At 62.6% G+C, this 15,576-nt stretch carries 15 protein-coding genes; 12 read left to right on the top strand and 3 right to left on the bottom strand.

What is annotated here, in order from left to right; translation table 11 throughout:
- The first annotated feature begins 18 nt into the window (after positions 1-18).
- From ACSU04_RS13895 to ACSU04_RS13860, 8 genes are all read left to right on the top strand, one after another.
- Positions 19-714 (top strand): hypothetical protein, encoded by a 696-nt coding sequence (locus ACSU04_RS13895; protein ID WP_439289992.1) that lies wholly within the window; start codon positions 19-21, stop codon positions 712-714.
- Positions 715-999: 285 nt separating this feature from the next.
- Entirely contained in the window at positions 1,000-1,791 is a 792-nt protein-coding gene (locus ACSU04_RS13890; RefSeq protein WP_439289991.1) for a hypothetical protein, read from the top strand.
- Between the two features lie 2 nt (positions 1,792-1,793).
- On the top strand, positions 1,794-2,966 hold the full coding sequence (locus tag ACSU04_RS13885; protein ID WP_439289990.1) for a hypothetical protein: 1,173 nt from the start codon (positions 1,794-1,796) through the stop codon (positions 2,964-2,966).
- Complete coding sequence (locus ACSU04_RS13880; protein ID WP_439282784.1) at positions 2,966-3,637, top strand: GAP family protein; 672 nt, start codon at positions 2,966-2,968, stop codon at positions 3,635-3,637. Before ACSU04_RS13885 ends, ACSU04_RS13880 begins: the two co-directional genes overlap by 1 nt.
- A gap of 3 nt (positions 3,638-3,640) precedes the next feature.
- A complete protein-coding gene (locus ACSU04_RS13875) occupies positions 3,641-4,822 on the top strand; it encodes a cation:proton antiporter (RefSeq protein WP_439289989.1) in 1,182 nt (393 codons plus the stop codon).
- Positions 4,819-6,531, top strand: coding sequence for a cation:proton antiporter (locus ACSU04_RS13870; protein WP_439289987.1), 1,713 nt, complete (start codon positions 4,819-4,821; stop codon positions 6,529-6,531). Before ACSU04_RS13875 ends, ACSU04_RS13870 begins: the two co-directional genes overlap by 4 nt.
- Positions 6,532-6,533: 2 nt before the next feature.
- The gene (locus tag ACSU04_RS13865; protein ID WP_439282789.1) at positions 6,534-7,445 is read left to right on the top strand and encodes a multidrug DMT transporter permease; all 912 of its coding nucleotides are present in this window, start codon (positions 6,534-6,536) and stop codon (positions 7,443-7,445) included.
- Positions 7,435-9,483 carry an FUSC family protein gene (locus ACSU04_RS13860; protein WP_439289986.1) on the top strand — a complete coding sequence of 683 codons (2,049 nt, stop codon included), beginning with the start codon at positions 7,435-7,437 and terminating at the stop codon, positions 9,481-9,483. Before ACSU04_RS13865 ends, ACSU04_RS13860 begins: the two co-directional genes overlap by 11 nt.
- Here ACSU04_RS13860 and ACSU04_RS13855 read toward each other — a convergent pair.
- Complete coding sequence (locus ACSU04_RS13855; protein ID WP_439289985.1) at positions 9,454-10,263, bottom strand: tyrosine-protein phosphatase; 810 nt, start codon at positions 10,261-10,263, stop codon at positions 9,454-9,456. The two genes, ACSU04_RS13860 and ACSU04_RS13855, sit on opposite strands and share 30 nt — an antisense overlap.
- 5 nt (positions 10,264-10,268) lie before the next feature.
- Positions 10,269-10,826, bottom strand: coding sequence for an HdeD family acid-resistance protein (locus ACSU04_RS13850; RefSeq protein WP_439282795.1), 558 nt, complete (start codon positions 10,824-10,826; stop codon positions 10,269-10,271).
- Between the two features lie 250 nt (positions 10,827-11,076).
- Between ACSU04_RS13850 and ACSU04_RS13845 the strand changes: the two genes are divergently transcribed.
- From ACSU04_RS13845 to ACSU04_RS13835, 3 genes are all read left to right on the top strand, one after another.
- Positions 11,077-12,102, top strand: a complete 1,026-nt coding sequence (locus tag ACSU04_RS13845) for a metal ABC transporter solute-binding protein, Zn/Mn family (protein ID WP_439289984.1) — start codon at positions 11,077-11,079, stop codon at positions 12,100-12,102.
- Entirely contained in the window at positions 12,099-12,932 is an 834-nt protein-coding gene (locus ACSU04_RS13840; RefSeq protein ID WP_439289983.1) for a metal ABC transporter ATP-binding protein, read from the top strand. The genes ACSU04_RS13845 and ACSU04_RS13840 overlap by 4 nt, the downstream gene beginning before the upstream one ends.
- Before the next feature lie 115 nt (positions 12,933-13,047).
- Entirely contained in the window at positions 13,048-13,929 is an 882-nt protein-coding gene (locus ACSU04_RS13835) for a metal ABC transporter permease (RefSeq protein ID WP_439290114.1), read from the top strand.
- Here the strand turns inward: ACSU04_RS13835 and ACSU04_RS13830 are convergent.
- Complete coding sequence (locus ACSU04_RS13830; protein ID WP_439289982.1) at positions 13,924-14,964, bottom strand: alpha/beta fold hydrolase; 1,041 nt, start codon at positions 14,962-14,964, stop codon at positions 13,924-13,926. The two genes, ACSU04_RS13835 and ACSU04_RS13830, sit on opposite strands and share 6 nt — an antisense overlap.
- Before the next feature lie 192 nt (positions 14,965-15,156).
- Here ACSU04_RS13830 and ACSU04_RS13825 point away from each other — a divergent pair, with 192 nt between their 5' ends.
- Positions 15,157-15,570: a Fur family transcriptional regulator gene (locus ACSU04_RS13825; protein ID WP_439282804.1), complete on the top strand. Its 414-nt coding sequence runs from the start codon at positions 15,157-15,159 to the stop codon at positions 15,568-15,570.
- Positions 15,571-15,576: the final 6 nt, after the last annotated feature.

Raw genomic sequence — 15,576 nt, 5'->3', positions numbered from 1 at the left:
AGAGATGGAGCACTGAGCATGAGCGTGGCAGCAACGAATATCGGACATCCACGCAACCGTTTCTTCGTGCCGACGGTGGCGAAGCAGTGCTGGGGCTTCATGATTGGTTCTGCATTCTTTGCCCTGGGATCTGCCCCTGGCCTGAGCGAAGCTCTCGGCAGTACGGGGTCGAATCTGCTTTTCTTCATCGGGGCATGGTTCTTTACGACGGCAGGGCTCATCCAACTGTTTTTGAGCGGCGCGATGGCGGTTCCGGTCTCGTACGCTCCCGGGCGGATGGTTCGGGCCGAGTGGCTTGCAGCGGCAACGCAGTCCTTCGGCACGCTGCTGTTCAACGTCAGCACAACCAGTGCGCTCTATGCCAAATCAGTCTCGGCGCAGGAACGCCTCGTCTGGAACCCGGATGCCGGTGGTTCAGTGGGGTTCCTCGTGAGCGGCGTGCTCGCTTTCGTGGCCTACGCCCACGTTTCCCAGCTGTGGGAGCCGTCCAAACGGGCGTGGTGGTCGGTAGCGATCAACTTCGTCGGATGCGTTGCTTTCGGTATCTCGGCGGTTGGCTCGTACATTCTCTCGAGCGGCAACGTCGTCAACGGATCGTTGGCCAACTACGGGACGTTCATCGGGGCTATTTGCTTCCTCCTTGCCTCCCTCATTGTGTTGCCGCAGTGGGATCGCCGGGCACCCTCTGCCCGAGTCTCTGCAGAAACCGGGTGAGCCGTGGCGAACTCCCTGCGTCAGCGCTGGCGCACATCCGACAGCGAATCGTTCGCACTGATACTTGCGGTGTCTGCGTTCGTGGTGAGCGGGCTCATAGCCGTCTTGTGTTTCTGGGGTCGAGAACTCCCCATCTCGGGCCATCAATCGGTGGGGGAGTTTGCTTCGATTGCCGCCGCGATTGCCGCGGCGCTCTCTTTCGCCGGGTCGCGATTGGCGGTGCGCCTTAGATTGCGGTCTCGCGCTGGTCGAGCCACGAGAGTACGTTTTCAATGGTTCGATCTGGTGGCATTGTCGCTGGCTCATGGCGTGATCGCGCTTTTCGGATCGATCGGGCTGGCCGCGGTCATGCAGCAGAGCTTTCTCGGAGCGACGCTCTATGCCGATCCTGCCGCTGCGATCGTCGCCGCGATGACGGCGCTGAGTGCCTATTGCGCTTATCTCAGCGGGACGGCCATGTCTCCCCGGCATCTGTCACTGGTGCTCGCGGTCTTTCTTGCGGTGGGAATGATCACCGCAATGTTGAGTTCAAGTGACCCGCTTTGGTGGCAAATGAACCTCTCCGCGCTCGGAATCACACACGACATCTCGTCGCTCACTTTCAACCTGACGTTGATCGTGTCGGGCGTCATCATCACGACGATCGCTCGCCTTGCAACTGAGGGCCTGCCATTTTTCACTTCGTCTCAGGTTCGTCGTCGACGCATGGTGTGGGCGCTCTTCGTGCTCCTTGGCGCGATGCTCTCATGTGTCGGGTTGTTCCCCGTCGATCGGTTCTTCCTCATTCATAACACCGTGGCAACGGGCATGATGGTTGCCTTCGCGGTGCTGACAGTCGCGCTTCCGTGGCTCGTCCCCAGCATGCCGCGGGTCTTCCTCGTGCTCGGGTTTGTTTTCGTGGCCGTCATCATCGGGCTCGTGGTGCTCTTTGTAATCGGGATCTACAACCTCACCGCCGTTGAACTTGTGGCATCGATGCTCATCTTCACTTGGATCATTCTCTTCCTGCGCAACGTCGAGTCGACCGGCGAGAACGCAGCAGGCGTCACCAGGTACAAGCGGTACCGAGAGGAATGATCATGACAGGTCCCGTCGACGGTGCGGCGCTTGCACAGCGAGTGCAAGAGCTAGAAGTTGAGAACGCGAAACTCAAAAGTAAGAAAATATCGTCGAATCCGGTTGCGGGTGCCCGCTGGCGCAGCGTGGTCTCGGCTGTGTGCATCGTGGTGGCGTCGATCCTCGTTCCGGCGTCAATCATCGGCGGATGGGCGCGGATGCAACTCGTCAACGAAGATGCGTTCGTCGCGACGCTGGCGCCGCTCATCGACGATGCCGCAGTGCAAGACCTCATCGCTGACGAGACGATGTCCGCCATCCGCGCACAGGTTGACTTCGGTGTGCTTACCGACGAACTCTTCGACGCGATTGTCGACCTGGGAGTGCCTCCCCGCGCCTCCGCGGCACTAGATATCCTCCGTCAGCCGGCAGCTGATGGCCTCACGAACATTGTTGAATCGACACTCGCGAGCGCGGTCGCATCCGATGTATTTTCCGACGTGTGGGCTACCAGCGCGCGAGGCGCACATAAAGCGCTCACCCTCGCATCCACCTCTGATGGCGGCGGCATAATCGTGCTGTCGCGCGACGGTGTGGGTATTGCGACGGGTCCTCTCATCGCGGAACTCAAAGAGACGCTCACTAATCGCGGTGTCGCCGTCGCTGCGCTCATCCCCGCAGTTGACCGCACCATTGCGCTGGGCGACGGCGAGGCGCTCCTCACGATCCGTGCCACCTATGCGCTTGTCGAGACCACCGGGCAATGGCTGCCTTTCGTCACGATCGGGCTCTTCGCGCTCGGTATTGCGTTCGCTCGCCGACGAAGCACGGCGGTCGTGGGGGCGGGGATCGGTACGGCACTGGGAAGCGGGGCACTCGGAGTCGTACTGCTGCTGGGATCGGCCGGTGTCGGCGTTGCCGCGGGCGAACTTAGCCTGGCGCCCCTAGGGGTCGAAGCGATTTATATGCACCTCACCGGCGGCATCAGAAGCAGCGTGTGGCTGTTCATGGTGCTCGGCATCCTGATGGCGATCGGCGGATGGGTCTGTGGGCGCTCCGCACTTGCGCTGAAGACCCGCGGTGCTGTTGTAGCCGTCACCGCATCAGTACGTCAGAACCTGGCTGAGCGCAGATCGCGCAACGCACAATCGCGCAGTGATGCGCTGGATTCTTCAGAAAGCAAGGTGCAGCTCTGATGCTTTCACTACTCGGAGATATTCTGACTCTCGGCGTCGCCATTGCCATTAGCCCACTGGCGATTGTGGCCGTTATCCTCATGGCTACCTCAGGCAAGGGCCGCACCAACGGCACCGCTTTCATACTGGGGTGTTACACGCTTGCCGTACTGCTGGTCGGTGTGCTCGTTCTCATCGGGCGTGCATCTGGGGCGGATGACCCAGACTCCGGTGCGAATATCACCGTGGACGTTCTTGAGATTGTGCTCGGTGCGGGGTTGCTTGCGCTGGCCTTTCACCAGTGGGGCAAGCGTCTGGAAACCGAGCCGCCAAAATGGATCAGCGGCCTCGACCACCTGAGCATAGGGAAGGCGTTCCTGCTGGGGGTGCTGATCTCGGGCCCGCTCTCGCCTAAGGACCTACCGCTGCTGATCGCAGCAAGCGGAAGGATCTCGCAGGCGCGTCTCCCGGTCGAGGAGGTCATCCCAGTGATCCTCATCTTCGCGCTCATCGGGGTCAGTGCGGCTGCGATTCCTTGGTTGATCAGCGTCATCTCACCGAATTCGGTGGAGCGTCGCCTCACGGGGGCGAGGACGTGGCTGCTGGCGAACCATTCCGTGGTGATGACAGTGCTTTTTGTGATCCTCGGATTCAAGTTGATGGGCACGGGAATCGCCGACCTGGCGAGCTGACCGATGGATGCCGTGCTCTGGGTGGTCCCGCTTCTTGCGGTTACTGCACCGCTCCTCGCTCGCGGTCTTTCCCGGTGGGTGAGTATCCCCATCGTCGTGTTCGAACTTCTCCTGGGGATCATGGCTGGCCCGAGCGTGCTGGGGTGGGCCGGCCCCTCGCTCTTCATGGGCACACTTGCGCAACTCGGACTGGCGATGCTGTTCTTCGTTGCCGGCTCCGAGATCGACTTCGCATCTCTCAAGGGGCGCACCGGGCGAAACGCCACTTTCGGGTGGCTTCTGAGCATCGCTATGGGGCTGCTTTTGGGATGGCTACTCGCACCCGGTGCAGCAGCTGTCATTATCGGTGTGGCACTGTGTTCGACCGCGCTCGGCACCGTTTTGCCGATCTTGCGTGATGCAGGTGAAATGCGCACGCCATTCGGAGCGGCGGTAGGTGCCATCGGCGCCGTCGGGGAGTTCGGTCCGTTACTGGCGATCTCGATCTTCCTTGGAGGTCGAGATCTCGGACCCGCCACGGCCGTGATGGCTCTCTTTGCGCTTCTCGCAGGTCTCGCGATCTGGCTGTCGATTCGAATTCCTACTGGAGCGATGCACCGATTCATTAACTCGACGCTGCATACCTCGGGCCAGTTCGCGATCCGTGTTGTCTTCCTTATCCTGACGGCACTGCTCGCGTTGAGCCTATTCCTCCGCCTGGATATGCTGCTCGGTGCGTTTGTCGCCGGTGTCGTATGGCGACTCCTTATGCGCGATGCGAGCGAACATGATCGCCATGCTGTCGAAAGCAAAGTGGAGGGTGCTGCGTTCGGATTCCTCATCCCGCTGTTCTTCGTTTACACCGGTGTGACGTTCGATCTGGCTGCGTTGATTGAGCGGCCGATTCTGTTCGCCATGGTCCCTCTCGTTCTTGTTGCTCTGCTCGTAGTGAGGGGACTACCTTCTATGCTCGCGGCGCCTGCCGGGGCCGGGTGGCATGAGCGTATTTCGATCGGGCTCCTGGGCGCCACCGGGTTGCCGATCATTGTGGCGGTCACCGCAATCGGTGTTTCCAATGGAGTGCTGGACCCGGCGTTGCAGTCGGTCTTGGTTGCCGGAGGAATGCTCTCTGTACTAATACTTCCGGTGATCGCGATGGCTATTCGCGGTGCGCGCACGCCCGTTGAGCAGGGGAGCACACTGTGACATTAGAGCTGTTGGTCGTCATCCTCGCCGGAGTCATGGTGATCGTGTTGGCGCACGTCCTCTCAAGCCGAATCGGCGTCGCCGGGCCCCTCATCCTGGTAGCGATTGGTCTCGCCGTCGGTCAGCTTCCGTGGGTGTCTGCCATCTCTGTGGCGCCGGAGCTCATCCTGGTCGGGGTGCTCCCTCCGCTGCTTTACTCGGCGGCGGTCTCGGCACCAGCGATTGAGTTTCGTCGCGATCTGAGCACCATCAGCGGTCTATCCGTGTTGCTCGTGATTATCAGCTCACTCGTGCTCGGACTCTTTTTCTACTGGATCATCCCCGAGATCGGATTTCCGCTCGCCGTTGCGCTGGGGGCGATCCTGAGCCCGACGGATGCCGTAGCGACATCCGTCGTTCGCAAACTCGGAGTGCCGCGCAGAGTCGTCACGGTATTAGAGGGCGAGAGCCTTCTCAATGATGCAACCGCACTCGTTCTGCTGCGCACTGCCGTCGTCGCTGTGGCGTCCGGTTTCTCGCTGCTGACAGCGGTCGGCTCATTCATCTGGGCCGTGCTCGCGGCACTTCTGGTTGGAGCATTCGTAGGGATGCTGGCGCTGAGACTTCGCTCGTGGACCACCAGCGCCACCACCAATACCGCGATCGGACTCACTGTCCCTTATCTCGCCTATCTGCCCACCGAAGCCCTCGGAGGATCAGGGTTGGTCGCGGCCGTGATCGCAGGAGTTGTGTGTGGTCAGGGTGCACTGAGATGGCTGACACCAGAGCAGCGCACATCAGACAAACTCAATTGGCGCACGATCGAGTTCTTGCTTGAGGGTGCCATCTTCCTGATCATGGGGCTCGAACTGTACGGCATTGTCGAGGACAGCCGGGCAGCGGATCAGGGACTACTCGCGGGACTCGGTATTGCCGCACTCGCCTTCGTCATTTTGATGGTGGTGCGAACGCTTTACGTCATCCCGGTACTCAGCGTGCACAGCGCGCGGGTGAAACGCGCTGTGCAGGGCCGCATCGATGCGAGCACAACAGAGCCAGAGGACGATGACGCGGAACGTACCTCTCGCTGGCGAAACATCGGGGCAGCTCGCGCGGCACGTAGCCCGAAGCACCTCGGAAAGTTGCGCGCAGATATTGATTACTTCGACGCCTCACCGCTCACCTGGAAACACAACACGATCATCGTGTGGGCCGGTATGCGCGGCGCTGTGACTCTCGCCGCAGCGCAGACGCTCCCGGAAAATACCCCCAAACGTGACCTCATCATCTTCATTGCCTTCGTCGTTGCGGCTGGCAGCCTTTTGCTTCAGGGCCTCACCCTGCCATTCCTGGTGCGAATGCTGGGTCTGATGCGGCCCACAGGAGACGGGCCACCCCGCGCCGAGATTCGTGAGATCGATCGTGAACTCCGCGATACCGCCCTCGCCGCACGCGAAAGCCGTGCACTGCTTCGCGCAGATGAGACCGAGTTCTCTGACGACGTGTTCGCTCTCCCCGGTTCGTGGTTTGTCACTTCGCGAGATACCGAGGACCAACCAGATAGGTCGGAGGAGCTTGCCTTCGAACTCGCGCTCGTCGGAGTGATGCGCGCTCGCCTTCACGAACTGGGCCGGTCGGGACGGCACACGACAAGCGCACTGCGATATGCCCTCGATGAGCTCGACGCCTACGAGATCAGCGTCAAACTTCACCTCGGAAGCGAGAAATAGCTATGGAAATGGGATCAGTTCCGCTCATCGGGATCGTGCTGGCTCTTGCCTCCGCGGCCGCGCTCGCCGTGGGCAACCTGTGGCAGGCTCGCGGCGTGCGAACGATGGAGCTTGACTTCAGTCAGCGCCAAGAAGGTTCGAAGGCAATGCGCCTTGTTCACGAGCGTTTCTGGTTGCTTGGAGCCCTGCTCCTGGTTGTCTCGATCCTCTTTCAGATGGGGAGCCTTACATTCGCGCCGTTGATGGTTGTGCAACCCATCGGCGTCACCGCTCTCGTCTTTACGGTGTTGCTCACCTCGATCGTCGCGAAGCGCGCTCCGAAGGCGGCGGTCGTCAGGGCGATCGCTACCTGTGTCATAGGCGTTGCGGCATTCGTCACAGTCGCAGCAGTCGTGAGCACACAGCACGCGATCACAGATGTGCAGCTGGTGGCAGTTCTGGTGGTTCTGGTGAGCGTGCTGGTTGTGACCGGCATCGTCCTCGTCGTGGGGCGAAGCCGGCCGACACCGAGGGTGCTGTGGGTCTTGCTCGGCGGGGTGTATTCGGGCTTCGTTGCGACGCTGGGCAAGACCGTCATCCTGCGTGTGCAAGCGGTATGGAAATCCCACAACCTCGCCTTCGACCTCTCGAATCTCCTCACAATCGGATGCCTTGTTGGTATCGGTGTGGCGGGCGCGCTGTCGATCTACTTCACCCAGCGAGCGCACGCCACGAATCGCCCCGAAGTCGTCGTTGCAGGACTCACCGTGATCGATCCGGGTGTCGCCGTGGTGCTCGCGATTACGATCCTCGGCGAAGCAAGCGGCGCCCCGCTCTGGGCAGTGATCGCGTTTGTGGTGGCCGGGGTGGTATCTGTCAGCGGAGTGTTTGCACTCTCGAGGGCAGAGAACGCTCAGGTCAGCGTTGACAGCTGAGGTGGGCCACAGCGGGTGGGTCCGTGCCCTGGTGCGATTGGCTCCGGCGCGGATCCAATGGGAACGAGTGGTGCTCGCGGCCATCGGAATCACCGTGCCGGTTGGTCTCACCCTTCTGATCAATCCACACAACGCGACGGTCCTCGGCGCCGGAGCGTTGGCGTCTATGGGGGCCTTGGTCGGATCGGTGATGGATACCGGCTCAGCTGGCGCCGAGCGCGTGCGAAAAATCGCACTGGTGACGGCCGCGGCATCCGTCGGCTTTGCTCTCGGCACCCTGGTTTATGGCCACTCCGCCTTGACCCTCTTGGCGGTGATCGCTGCCACCCTCGTTTCTGGGCTTTCCGGATCGATCGGCCCGGTTACATCCAAAGCCGGGTTGTACTTCCTGATGTACGCCGTCACCGCCGCTAACGCAGACTTTGGCCTTCATTCGCCCTGGCTGGCGCCACTGCTTTTCTTCGCAGGCGCGCTGTGGCGGCTGTGTCTGACGGCAGTCTCGGCCGCGCTTATCGGGGTGACACTTTCACCCGAGCGCAGGGTCGTTGCCCAAGTGTACAAAGCGCTGGCTACTCAGCTGGAGGCGCAGGCGGGGGCAGCAGCGAACGTCGCCGGTGTGAAACTGACGACCGCCCTCGATGACGCATACGACACACTGGTCGCATCGCGAACACACATCACAGCTCGCGATACGCGTTGGCAGGATCTGGTCACGATCCTGAATGCCTCTGCGCCCGTGGTTGATGCTGCGATTGCGATGGCAACAAAGCAGGTGATCCCCGAGAAAGACGCGATCGTGTTTCTGCGGGGGATCGCCTTGTGGATCGCTGATCCGAAGGCCGCGCTCCCCGAGCTCGCGGAGCCGCCCGTAGCGGACTCCTCGAGTGCTGAGGCCCGCGCTCTACGTGCGGCTCTCGAACGCGTGAACAGAGTAGCCAGTCAAATCTCCGCCTCTGATTCTGAGCGTTCCGAGCAGCTGGTCGATCTCGATCTTCCTGCCACGCAGTCTTTCGCAGACCTGCTGCATCGCATGGAAAGGCCGCTGTCGGCCGGAGCCGAGACGTGGAGATTCGTCGGTCGGCTCGTGTTGTGTATGGCTATCGCGCAGGGGCTATCCCTGGCACTGCACTTGGACCGCCCTTACCTCGTCATGCTCACCGTCGCCCAGGTGATGAAACCAGACTTCGGATCGATTTTTGCGCGGGCCGTCCAGCGTGGCTTCGGCACGTTGATTGGTGTTGCTGTCGCCGCGCTGACGATCTCGATGCTTCCGCTCGGAGGGTGGCAGATTCTCGTCATCCTGTTGTTGGCGGCGCTCGTGCCGATCACGATGCCGCGAAACTTTGGGCTATATTCGGCCATCACCACGTCGTTGGCCGTGCTGCTGGTGGAGATTCACGCCGGAGCGAGCTCCGGGCTCGTCGACTCGCGAGTGTTGGATACGGTGCTCGGGTGTGCGATCGTCTTGCTGATCGGGTACCTGCCGTGGCCGGCGACGTGGCGTGCGCCCCGGCATCTAGCGGCCAATGTTGCGGGGCTTGTTCGATTCGTGGCCCGATATGCGGGAATCGCGCTGGTGGATTCTGCAGGGCAAGGCAGCGCTGCTGCCAGTAGCGAGGAGCGCGCGGCGGCCGCCCGCAGGGCAACCTACCGTCAACTTTCTGACATGCGCACGCTGGTCGCGCGATCGCTCTCCGAGCCGCGCACTGCCGACGCCGCGGCGGCCTGGATGCTCGAGATCGCCGCGTTGGAGCGGGTCACAGATGCGATCACCGCGGCAGCGACAACGGAAGCTGCCTCTGCTGTCGCCATTAATCGGCGAGATGCCGAACGCGCGCAGGCCGCGCTGATGGAGCTCGCCGGGGCGATCGATGCAGGTCAAGCTCCGAGGCCGTTGACGGCCGCGACTGCCGGGTCGCTCGCGCTGCTGGACGACGAGATCTCATCCGCGCGAGAGGCGGCTTCGGCGTGGTCTATGCACCGCACAAGACAGCGCAGAGGCGTTCGATCACGCCGCGAGTCGGGCGCGGAGCATTGATAGCTCGTCAGCGGTGAGGCCGGCCGAGCGGAGATAGCCCGCAGAATCGCCATCTCGATCGTCGACCCAGGTAAGCGCTTGTTCGATCGCCTCCGGCGGGGTGCCAGTCACGAGCGCGCGAAGAGCGGGAGTGAGCTCAACGCCGTAGGAAGTGACCATGTGAATCATTGCGTCGGCCCAAGGCCCCGCAAGGTTTTCCTGGGAGATGGCGTAGTCATCAACCACTGCACCTCGTTCGACACCAGCAGCATCGAGCATGAGAGCAGTTGTGAGGCCGGTGCGGTCCTTGCCTGCGGTGCAGTGCACCAGCACTGCGCTCGGGGACGCATCGTTCGATGCCGCGATCAGGCGAGCAACCTGAACAAATGCGGTGGCACTCTGCTCGAGCATCCCCGTGTAGAGATCGCCCAGGGTGGGCACCTCGAAACTCGCCGGGGCTGCCGGGGCTGCCGGGGCTGCCGGGGATGCCGGGGATGAGTCGTTCGGGACCAACTGTTGTGCCATATCCGCCATCGCCCCCTGCAGGATAGGAAGCTCGATGACGCGGATAGGACGCGAGGCGGGGATGCGATCGGGTGCGACCGTTCGCTCTGACAGCGTGCGAAAATCCACGATCACGCCGATGTCGGTCGCGGCGAGTGCATCCAACCCACTCGGGGTCAGCGACGCGAGCGCATCTGAACGGAACAACACCCCAGATCGCGTGACGCCGCCGCCCTGAAGTGGCATGCCGCCGGTGTCGCGGAAGTTGTAGAGACCTTCAATTCCGGAGCCGGTCATGGGGGTCAACCCTTCTTCCCGAAGGTGAATGCTCGGATGATGTTGATGATTCCGAGCACACACAGCGAGATGCCGAGCATCCACCACAGCACAGCTGCGCCCCACATCGGGGAGAACATCAGCACGACTCCGGCGATGATGCTGAGAATTGCGAAGAAGATCGACCAACCGGTGGGGGAGGAGCCGCCGAGCGTGGAGATGGCGACGATGCCCTCCACAATCCACATGATGCCGACGATCAATCCGAGCAGCACGGCAAGCGCAACGGTGGTTTGTGACAGGTTCATGAACGCCACGATGCCCGCGATGATGAACACTGCGCCCAGTACGACATGACCGATTCTTGGCCACGTGCGCATGCCTTTACTGAAAATACCGAGGCATGCATAGACGAGGCCAGAAACGAGTGCGTAGATCGCGATGATCGCGGCAACAATGATTGCGGATTTGCCTGGCCATACCAGGATCAAAATTCCGACGATGAGAGCGAGCAGACCGCCCACACCGAGTGCAGTGCGAATGCCGTTGAAAGTTGTCTGGGGAGTAACAGCTTCTGTAGTCATTTGATTACTCTCTGGTTGGCTGCTCAAACCACGATCTGGGGAATCGTTGGGCGATGTTCTGCTCGCACAGCCAGCATGGCGAGCAATCCTCCTGCTTTCCATGTGAGGCGAGAAAGTTCATCCCTGCTCTCACCCGATGCTTCATCCCCCGATAGCCCGGTGCGGGCATCGGTCGGCACGCCTGCCCGCTGCGGAGAGCACTCGCACTGCCGTGTTGAGAATGGTTATCATTAGCGTGTACAGTCGAAGTATGAAGAAGCCCGTCGTCACCCTTGCACTCGCATCCGTCTCCGCTCTTGTCCTGGCCGGATGCTCTAGTCCTGCAACCTCGGCGGGCGCCGACGACGGCTCGATCCAGGTCATCGCGAGCACCAACGTGTACGGTTCGCTGGCCGAGCAGATCGGCGGCGATCGGGTCGAGGTGACCTCGATCGTCACCTCCGCCGCGCAGGATCCGCACTCCTATGAGGCATCCGCTCGTGATCGCCTCTCTGTGCAGAATGCCGAGCTCGTCATCAGGAACGGCGGCGGATACGACTCCTTCATCGACGCGCTGCTCGGTGATTCTGACGCCCATGTGCTCACCGCCGTCGAGTTCGCGCACGGCTACCCGGGCAATGAGGGCCACGAGAGCGAGGGTCATGAGGATGCTGAAGATGACCACGCCGCCGAAGAAGAGCACGGCCACGCCGAAGAGGAGCACGACCACGCCGAAGAGGCCAACGAGCACGAGGGCCACGACCACATCGAGGGCTTCAACGAGCACGTCTGGTTCGACCCGCACACGATGATCCATGTGGTGGAAGGCATCGCCGAGGAGCTGACCGAGCTCGACCCGAAGGGCAAAGCCGATTTCACTGCCGCAGCCGACGCGATCGTCGCTGAGCTAGAGAGCTTCGAAGCAGACCTCGAGACGCTCGGTGCTGAGGCAGACGGAGCATCCGTCTTCATCACCGAACCGCTCCCCGGCTACATCGCCACGGCCGCGGGCCTCACCGATGTCACCCCCGTTGGCTTCGCCGAATCGGTGGAGGAGGGCAATGACGTCGCCCCGGCGACCCTGCTCGCAGCCCTCGAGGTGATCGACAGCGGTGACGTGCAGGTTCTGCTCACGAATGCGCAGACCGGTGGCGCCGAAACGCAGCGAGTCGAAGACGCAGCCGAGGCCGCTGGCATTCCCATCGTGACCTTCACGGAGCTGCTCGAGGACGGATCGTCGTACGCTGAGTGGATGCACGATGCGATCCAGAACCTCGCCGACGCACTCCGGTCGTGAGTGCGGGCGACGCTGAGCGCGCTCCGATACTCGAGATCCGCGGCGCTGCACTTCACCGCGGCAACCGTGAGCTGTGGTCAGGGCTCGATCTGACCGTCGAACCAGGGGAGTTCATCGCGGTGCTCGGACCCTCCGGCTCTGGTAAGACGACGCTCATGCGGGCGATCCTCGGTCTGCAGTCGCTCAGCGAAGGCAGCATCCAGGTCGCAGGCTCCCCGGTGCGCCGCGGAAATCCGCGCATCGGTTACATCCCGCAGCAGCGGCCGCTTCCTCCGGACACCAGCATGCGCGCCCGTGATGTCGTGGCGCTGGGTGTCAACGGCACCCGGTTCGGCCTGCCGATCCCGCGTCGCGGTGACCGCGCTCGTGTGGATGCTCTGCTCGAAGGTGTCGGCGCATCCCACTTCGCGGATCGGCGTGTGGGGCTGCTTTCCGGTGGGGAGCAGCAACGGCTGCGTGTCGGTCAGGCCCTTGCCGATGAGCCCACTCTCCTTCTCTGCGATGAGCCGCTCTCGAACCTCGACCTCGCCAATCAGCTGGGCATCACCGACATCATCGACAGGCAGCGCCGTGAGCGTGCGGCCGCGGTGCTGTTTGTCACGCACGACATCAACCCGATCCTTGGCCGCGTCGACCGCATCCTCTACATCGCCGGTGGTCGCTTCGTGCTCGGTACCCCCGAAGAAGTGCTGCAGAGCAGGGTCCTCACCGACCTGTATGGCACCCCCGTCTTCGTGCTGCGCGCGGGCGACCGTCTGGTGGTCGTCGGCGTCCCAGATGCGGAGCCGCATCACGATCACGGAGACCACGACGCAGGAGATGCCGCATGATCGCCGCGACTGTGGTGTCGCAAATTCGGAGATGTGCGCGATCTTCGGAGGAATCCCGCGAATCTCTCCGAAGAAGCTGCGCATTTCCGAGCGTGGCGCACGCGGAGGACCACGCATGATCGCCGCGACGGGCCTGTGGCAGGCCGTCGACTGGAGCGACGTCTTCTCCTTCCAGGATTATGGAGCGCTCGTCGCTCTGCTCGCCAACTCGATCATCGCTGGTGCGGTGCTTGGCATCGTGGGTGGCCTGATCGGCGTCTTCGTCATGCAGCGTGACCTCGCCTTCGCCGTGCACGGCGTGAGCGAGTTGTCATTCGCCGGAGCTGCGGCGGCACTGCTGTTCGGTGGCAGCGTCGTCGCTGGATCCCTCGGCGGTGCGCTGGTCGCGGCGATCCTGATCGGAATCCTCGGCGCCAAAGCTCGTGATCGCAACTCGATCGTCGGCGTGCTCATGCCGTTCGGCCTGGGCCTTGGCATCCTGTTCCTCTCGCTTTATGACGGACGCAGTGCGAACCGCTTCGGTCTGCTCACCGGGCAGATCGTCTCGGTGTCGAGCCCCGACCTCGGTTGGCTGATCGGCATCAGCGCCTTCGTGCTCATCGGGCTGCTGCTGATGTGGAACCCGCTGCGGTTCGATTCGCTGGATGCTGTCGCAGCTTCTGCCCGCGGCATCCCGACCCGGGCGCTGAGCCTGGCGTTCATGGTGCTGCTCGGACTCATCGTCGCCGTCGCCGTACACATCATCGGTGCGCTGCTGGTCATGGCGCTGCTCGTGACACCGGCCGCGGCCGCGATGCGCATCAGCGCCGGACCCCTGGCCGTGCCGCTGCTGGCCGCGCTGTTCGGTTTCGTCTCGGCGGTCGGTGGCATCCTGCTCGCCCTCGCCGGAACCCTGCCGGTGAGCCCGTACATCACGACCATCTCATTCCTGATCTACGCGGTGTGCTGGATGGTGCAGCGCTCGCGCGAGCGGGTGCGGCGCCCCGCGCGTTCATAACTCCTCAAAAACTGCGAGCGGCCCGGCGTCGACTGTGGCGTGCGGCAATGCCAGGTTCACGAGACTCACGACGAACTTTCCCGGCTCTTCATGCATGCTCAGGTGTGCCGAATTTTCGAACCAGACGACCTCTTTCGAGGGGGCCGATACCTGCTCTATCCAGCGCTCGACAGGAGGGGTCGGTGTCGTCCAGTCATGACGCCCGAGGAACTGAAGAATCGGCACATCGAAAGCGATCCGGTCCCGTGCGTCGAAGCGGAGCACTTCGGGAAGCAGCGTGGGCATGGTCGCCTGCTGCCCTCCGTCGATCAACTTCAGTTCGTCGTCGGTGTAGTACGGTGACAGCTTCTCCGAGCCCCTGAGGTAGGCAGACTCTGATCGATACGCGGATAGTCCTCCGTAATGCTGCGACCATTTCCTGCAGATCATGACCCGCTCAATGGTCAGCGGCTGAGTGCCGGGATATGCGCCAAGCGCGTGAAGCTCTGCGAGAGCCTCTTCGTTTCGATCCGCCGTTGCGCTTCGTATCGCGTACTCGAAGCACTCCACCTCGTTCTCCGTACCAGAGACCACTTGACCGACGCCGATGTATCCCCAGAGCAGGTCGGGTCGTCTCTCGGCCACCGTGATTCCGACGATCGTCCCCCAGCTGTGTCCGAGAACGCCCACTTTCGACACCCCGAGCTCACCCTGGATCCACGCGATCAGTTCCGTCAGATCGTCGACGTACCTGTCGGGGTTCAGATCCATTTCATCGTTCAGGGTTGCTGCAGATTTGCCGCTGGCGCGCTGGTCATAGTTGACGACAGTGAAGTAGTCCTCGACTGCTCGCTGCCATATCCAGGACGACGGCAGCGAGGGAAGTGCTGGTCCGCCGTGGCAAACGATGAGCACGGGATTCGTCGTGCTCCGACCGCGGATCGAGACGAACTGCTTGATGCCTCCGAGTTCAACATACGCGGAGCGGTCGATCGCTCCAGGGTTGGGAATCTGGCAGAGATCCGCGATGACAGCGCGGCCTGTTTCGTTACTCATGCTCATCAGCCTAGAAAGGCCGGTTGGCTCGCACCATCGGCTGAACCCCCGAGAAAACCGCTGTTAACCCTCCTCTAAACTCTCCGGTTTCGTCGCGCAACTCCCGGGGGATTTCCCTACCCATCCCCTAGGGGTCGAGCCGGCCACGGGGCACCCAGCCGGTAGTGATCCGGACGGCCTAGAATCGGCGGTATGGCTCAGCGGAACACCTGGCAACGCGAGCGAGTGCGCGACGCGCTCTCCGATGCGCGCGGTTTCGTGAGCGCGCAGAGCCTGCATGCCACGCTCCGCGAGGAGAAGACCGGCATCGGCCTGGCCACGGTCTATCGCGCGCTGTCCGGGCTTGCGGCATCCGGCGACGCCGACTCACTGCAGAGCCCGGAGGGCGAGGCGCTCTACCGTGCCTGCTCGACGGAGGGTCACCACCACCACCTGATCTGCCGGTCCTGCGGACTGACCGTCGAGATCGAAGCCAAGGAAGTCGAGGCCTGGGCGCAGCGCACTGCGTCGCTGCACGGCTTCAGCGAGGCCGAGCATGTCGTCGACATCTTCGGGCTGTGCACTCCGTGCGCCAAGCAGCGGGCTGCGGCAGAAGGGGCGGCGTGAGCACGG

The organism is Microbacterium sp. A84 (genome assembly GCF_051842815.1).
GTDB lineage: Bacteria > Actinomycetota > Actinomycetes > Actinomycetales > Microbacteriaceae > Microbacterium.
The sequence above is the reverse complement of the archived record's forward strand: the minus strand, read 5'-3'. Positions and strand labels throughout refer to the sequence as shown.

What these genes read in the sequence shown, in the direction of transcription:
- ACSU04_RS13895 (WP_439289992.1), top strand. Translation starts at nt 19, where the DNA reads ATGAGCGTGGCAGCAACGAATATCGGACATCCACGCAACCGTTTCTTC.
- ACSU04_RS13885 (WP_439289990.1), top strand. Translation starts at nt 1,794, where the DNA reads ATGACAGGTCCCGTCGACGGTGCGGCGCTTGCACAGCGAGTGCAAGAG.
- ACSU04_RS13880 (WP_439282784.1), top strand. Translation starts at nt 2,966, where the DNA reads ATGCTTTCACTACTCGGAGATATTCTGACTCTCGGCGTCGCCATTGCC.
- ACSU04_RS13875 (WP_439289989.1), top strand. Translation starts at nt 3,641, where the DNA reads ATGGATGCCGTGCTCTGGGTGGTCCCGCTTCTTGCGGTTACTGCACCG.
- ACSU04_RS13865 (WP_439282789.1), top strand. Translation starts at nt 6,534, where the DNA reads ATGGAAATGGGATCAGTTCCGCTCATCGGGATCGTGCTGGCTCTTGCC.
- ACSU04_RS13855 (WP_439289985.1), bottom strand. Translation starts at nt 10,263, where the DNA reads ATGACCGGCTCCGGAATTGAAGGTCTCTACAACTTCCGCGACACCGGC.
- ACSU04_RS13850 (WP_439282795.1), bottom strand. Translation starts at nt 10,826, where the DNA reads ATGACTACAGAAGCTGTTACTCCCCAGACAACTTTCAACGGCATTCGC.
- ACSU04_RS13845 (WP_439289984.1), top strand. Translation starts at nt 11,077, where the DNA reads ATGAAGAAGCCCGTCGTCACCCTTGCACTCGCATCCGTCTCCGCTCTT.
- ACSU04_RS13835 (WP_439290114.1), top strand. Translation starts at nt 13,048, where the DNA reads ATGATCGCCGCGACGGGCCTGTGGCAGGCCGTCGACTGGAGCGACGTC.
- ACSU04_RS13830 (WP_439289982.1), bottom strand. Translation starts at nt 14,964, where the DNA reads ATGAGTAACGAAACAGGCCGCGCTGTCATCGCGGATCTCTGCCAGATT.
- ACSU04_RS13825 (WP_439282804.1), top strand. Translation starts at nt 15,157, where the DNA reads ATGGCTCAGCGGAACACCTGGCAACGCGAGCGAGTGCGCGACGCGCTC.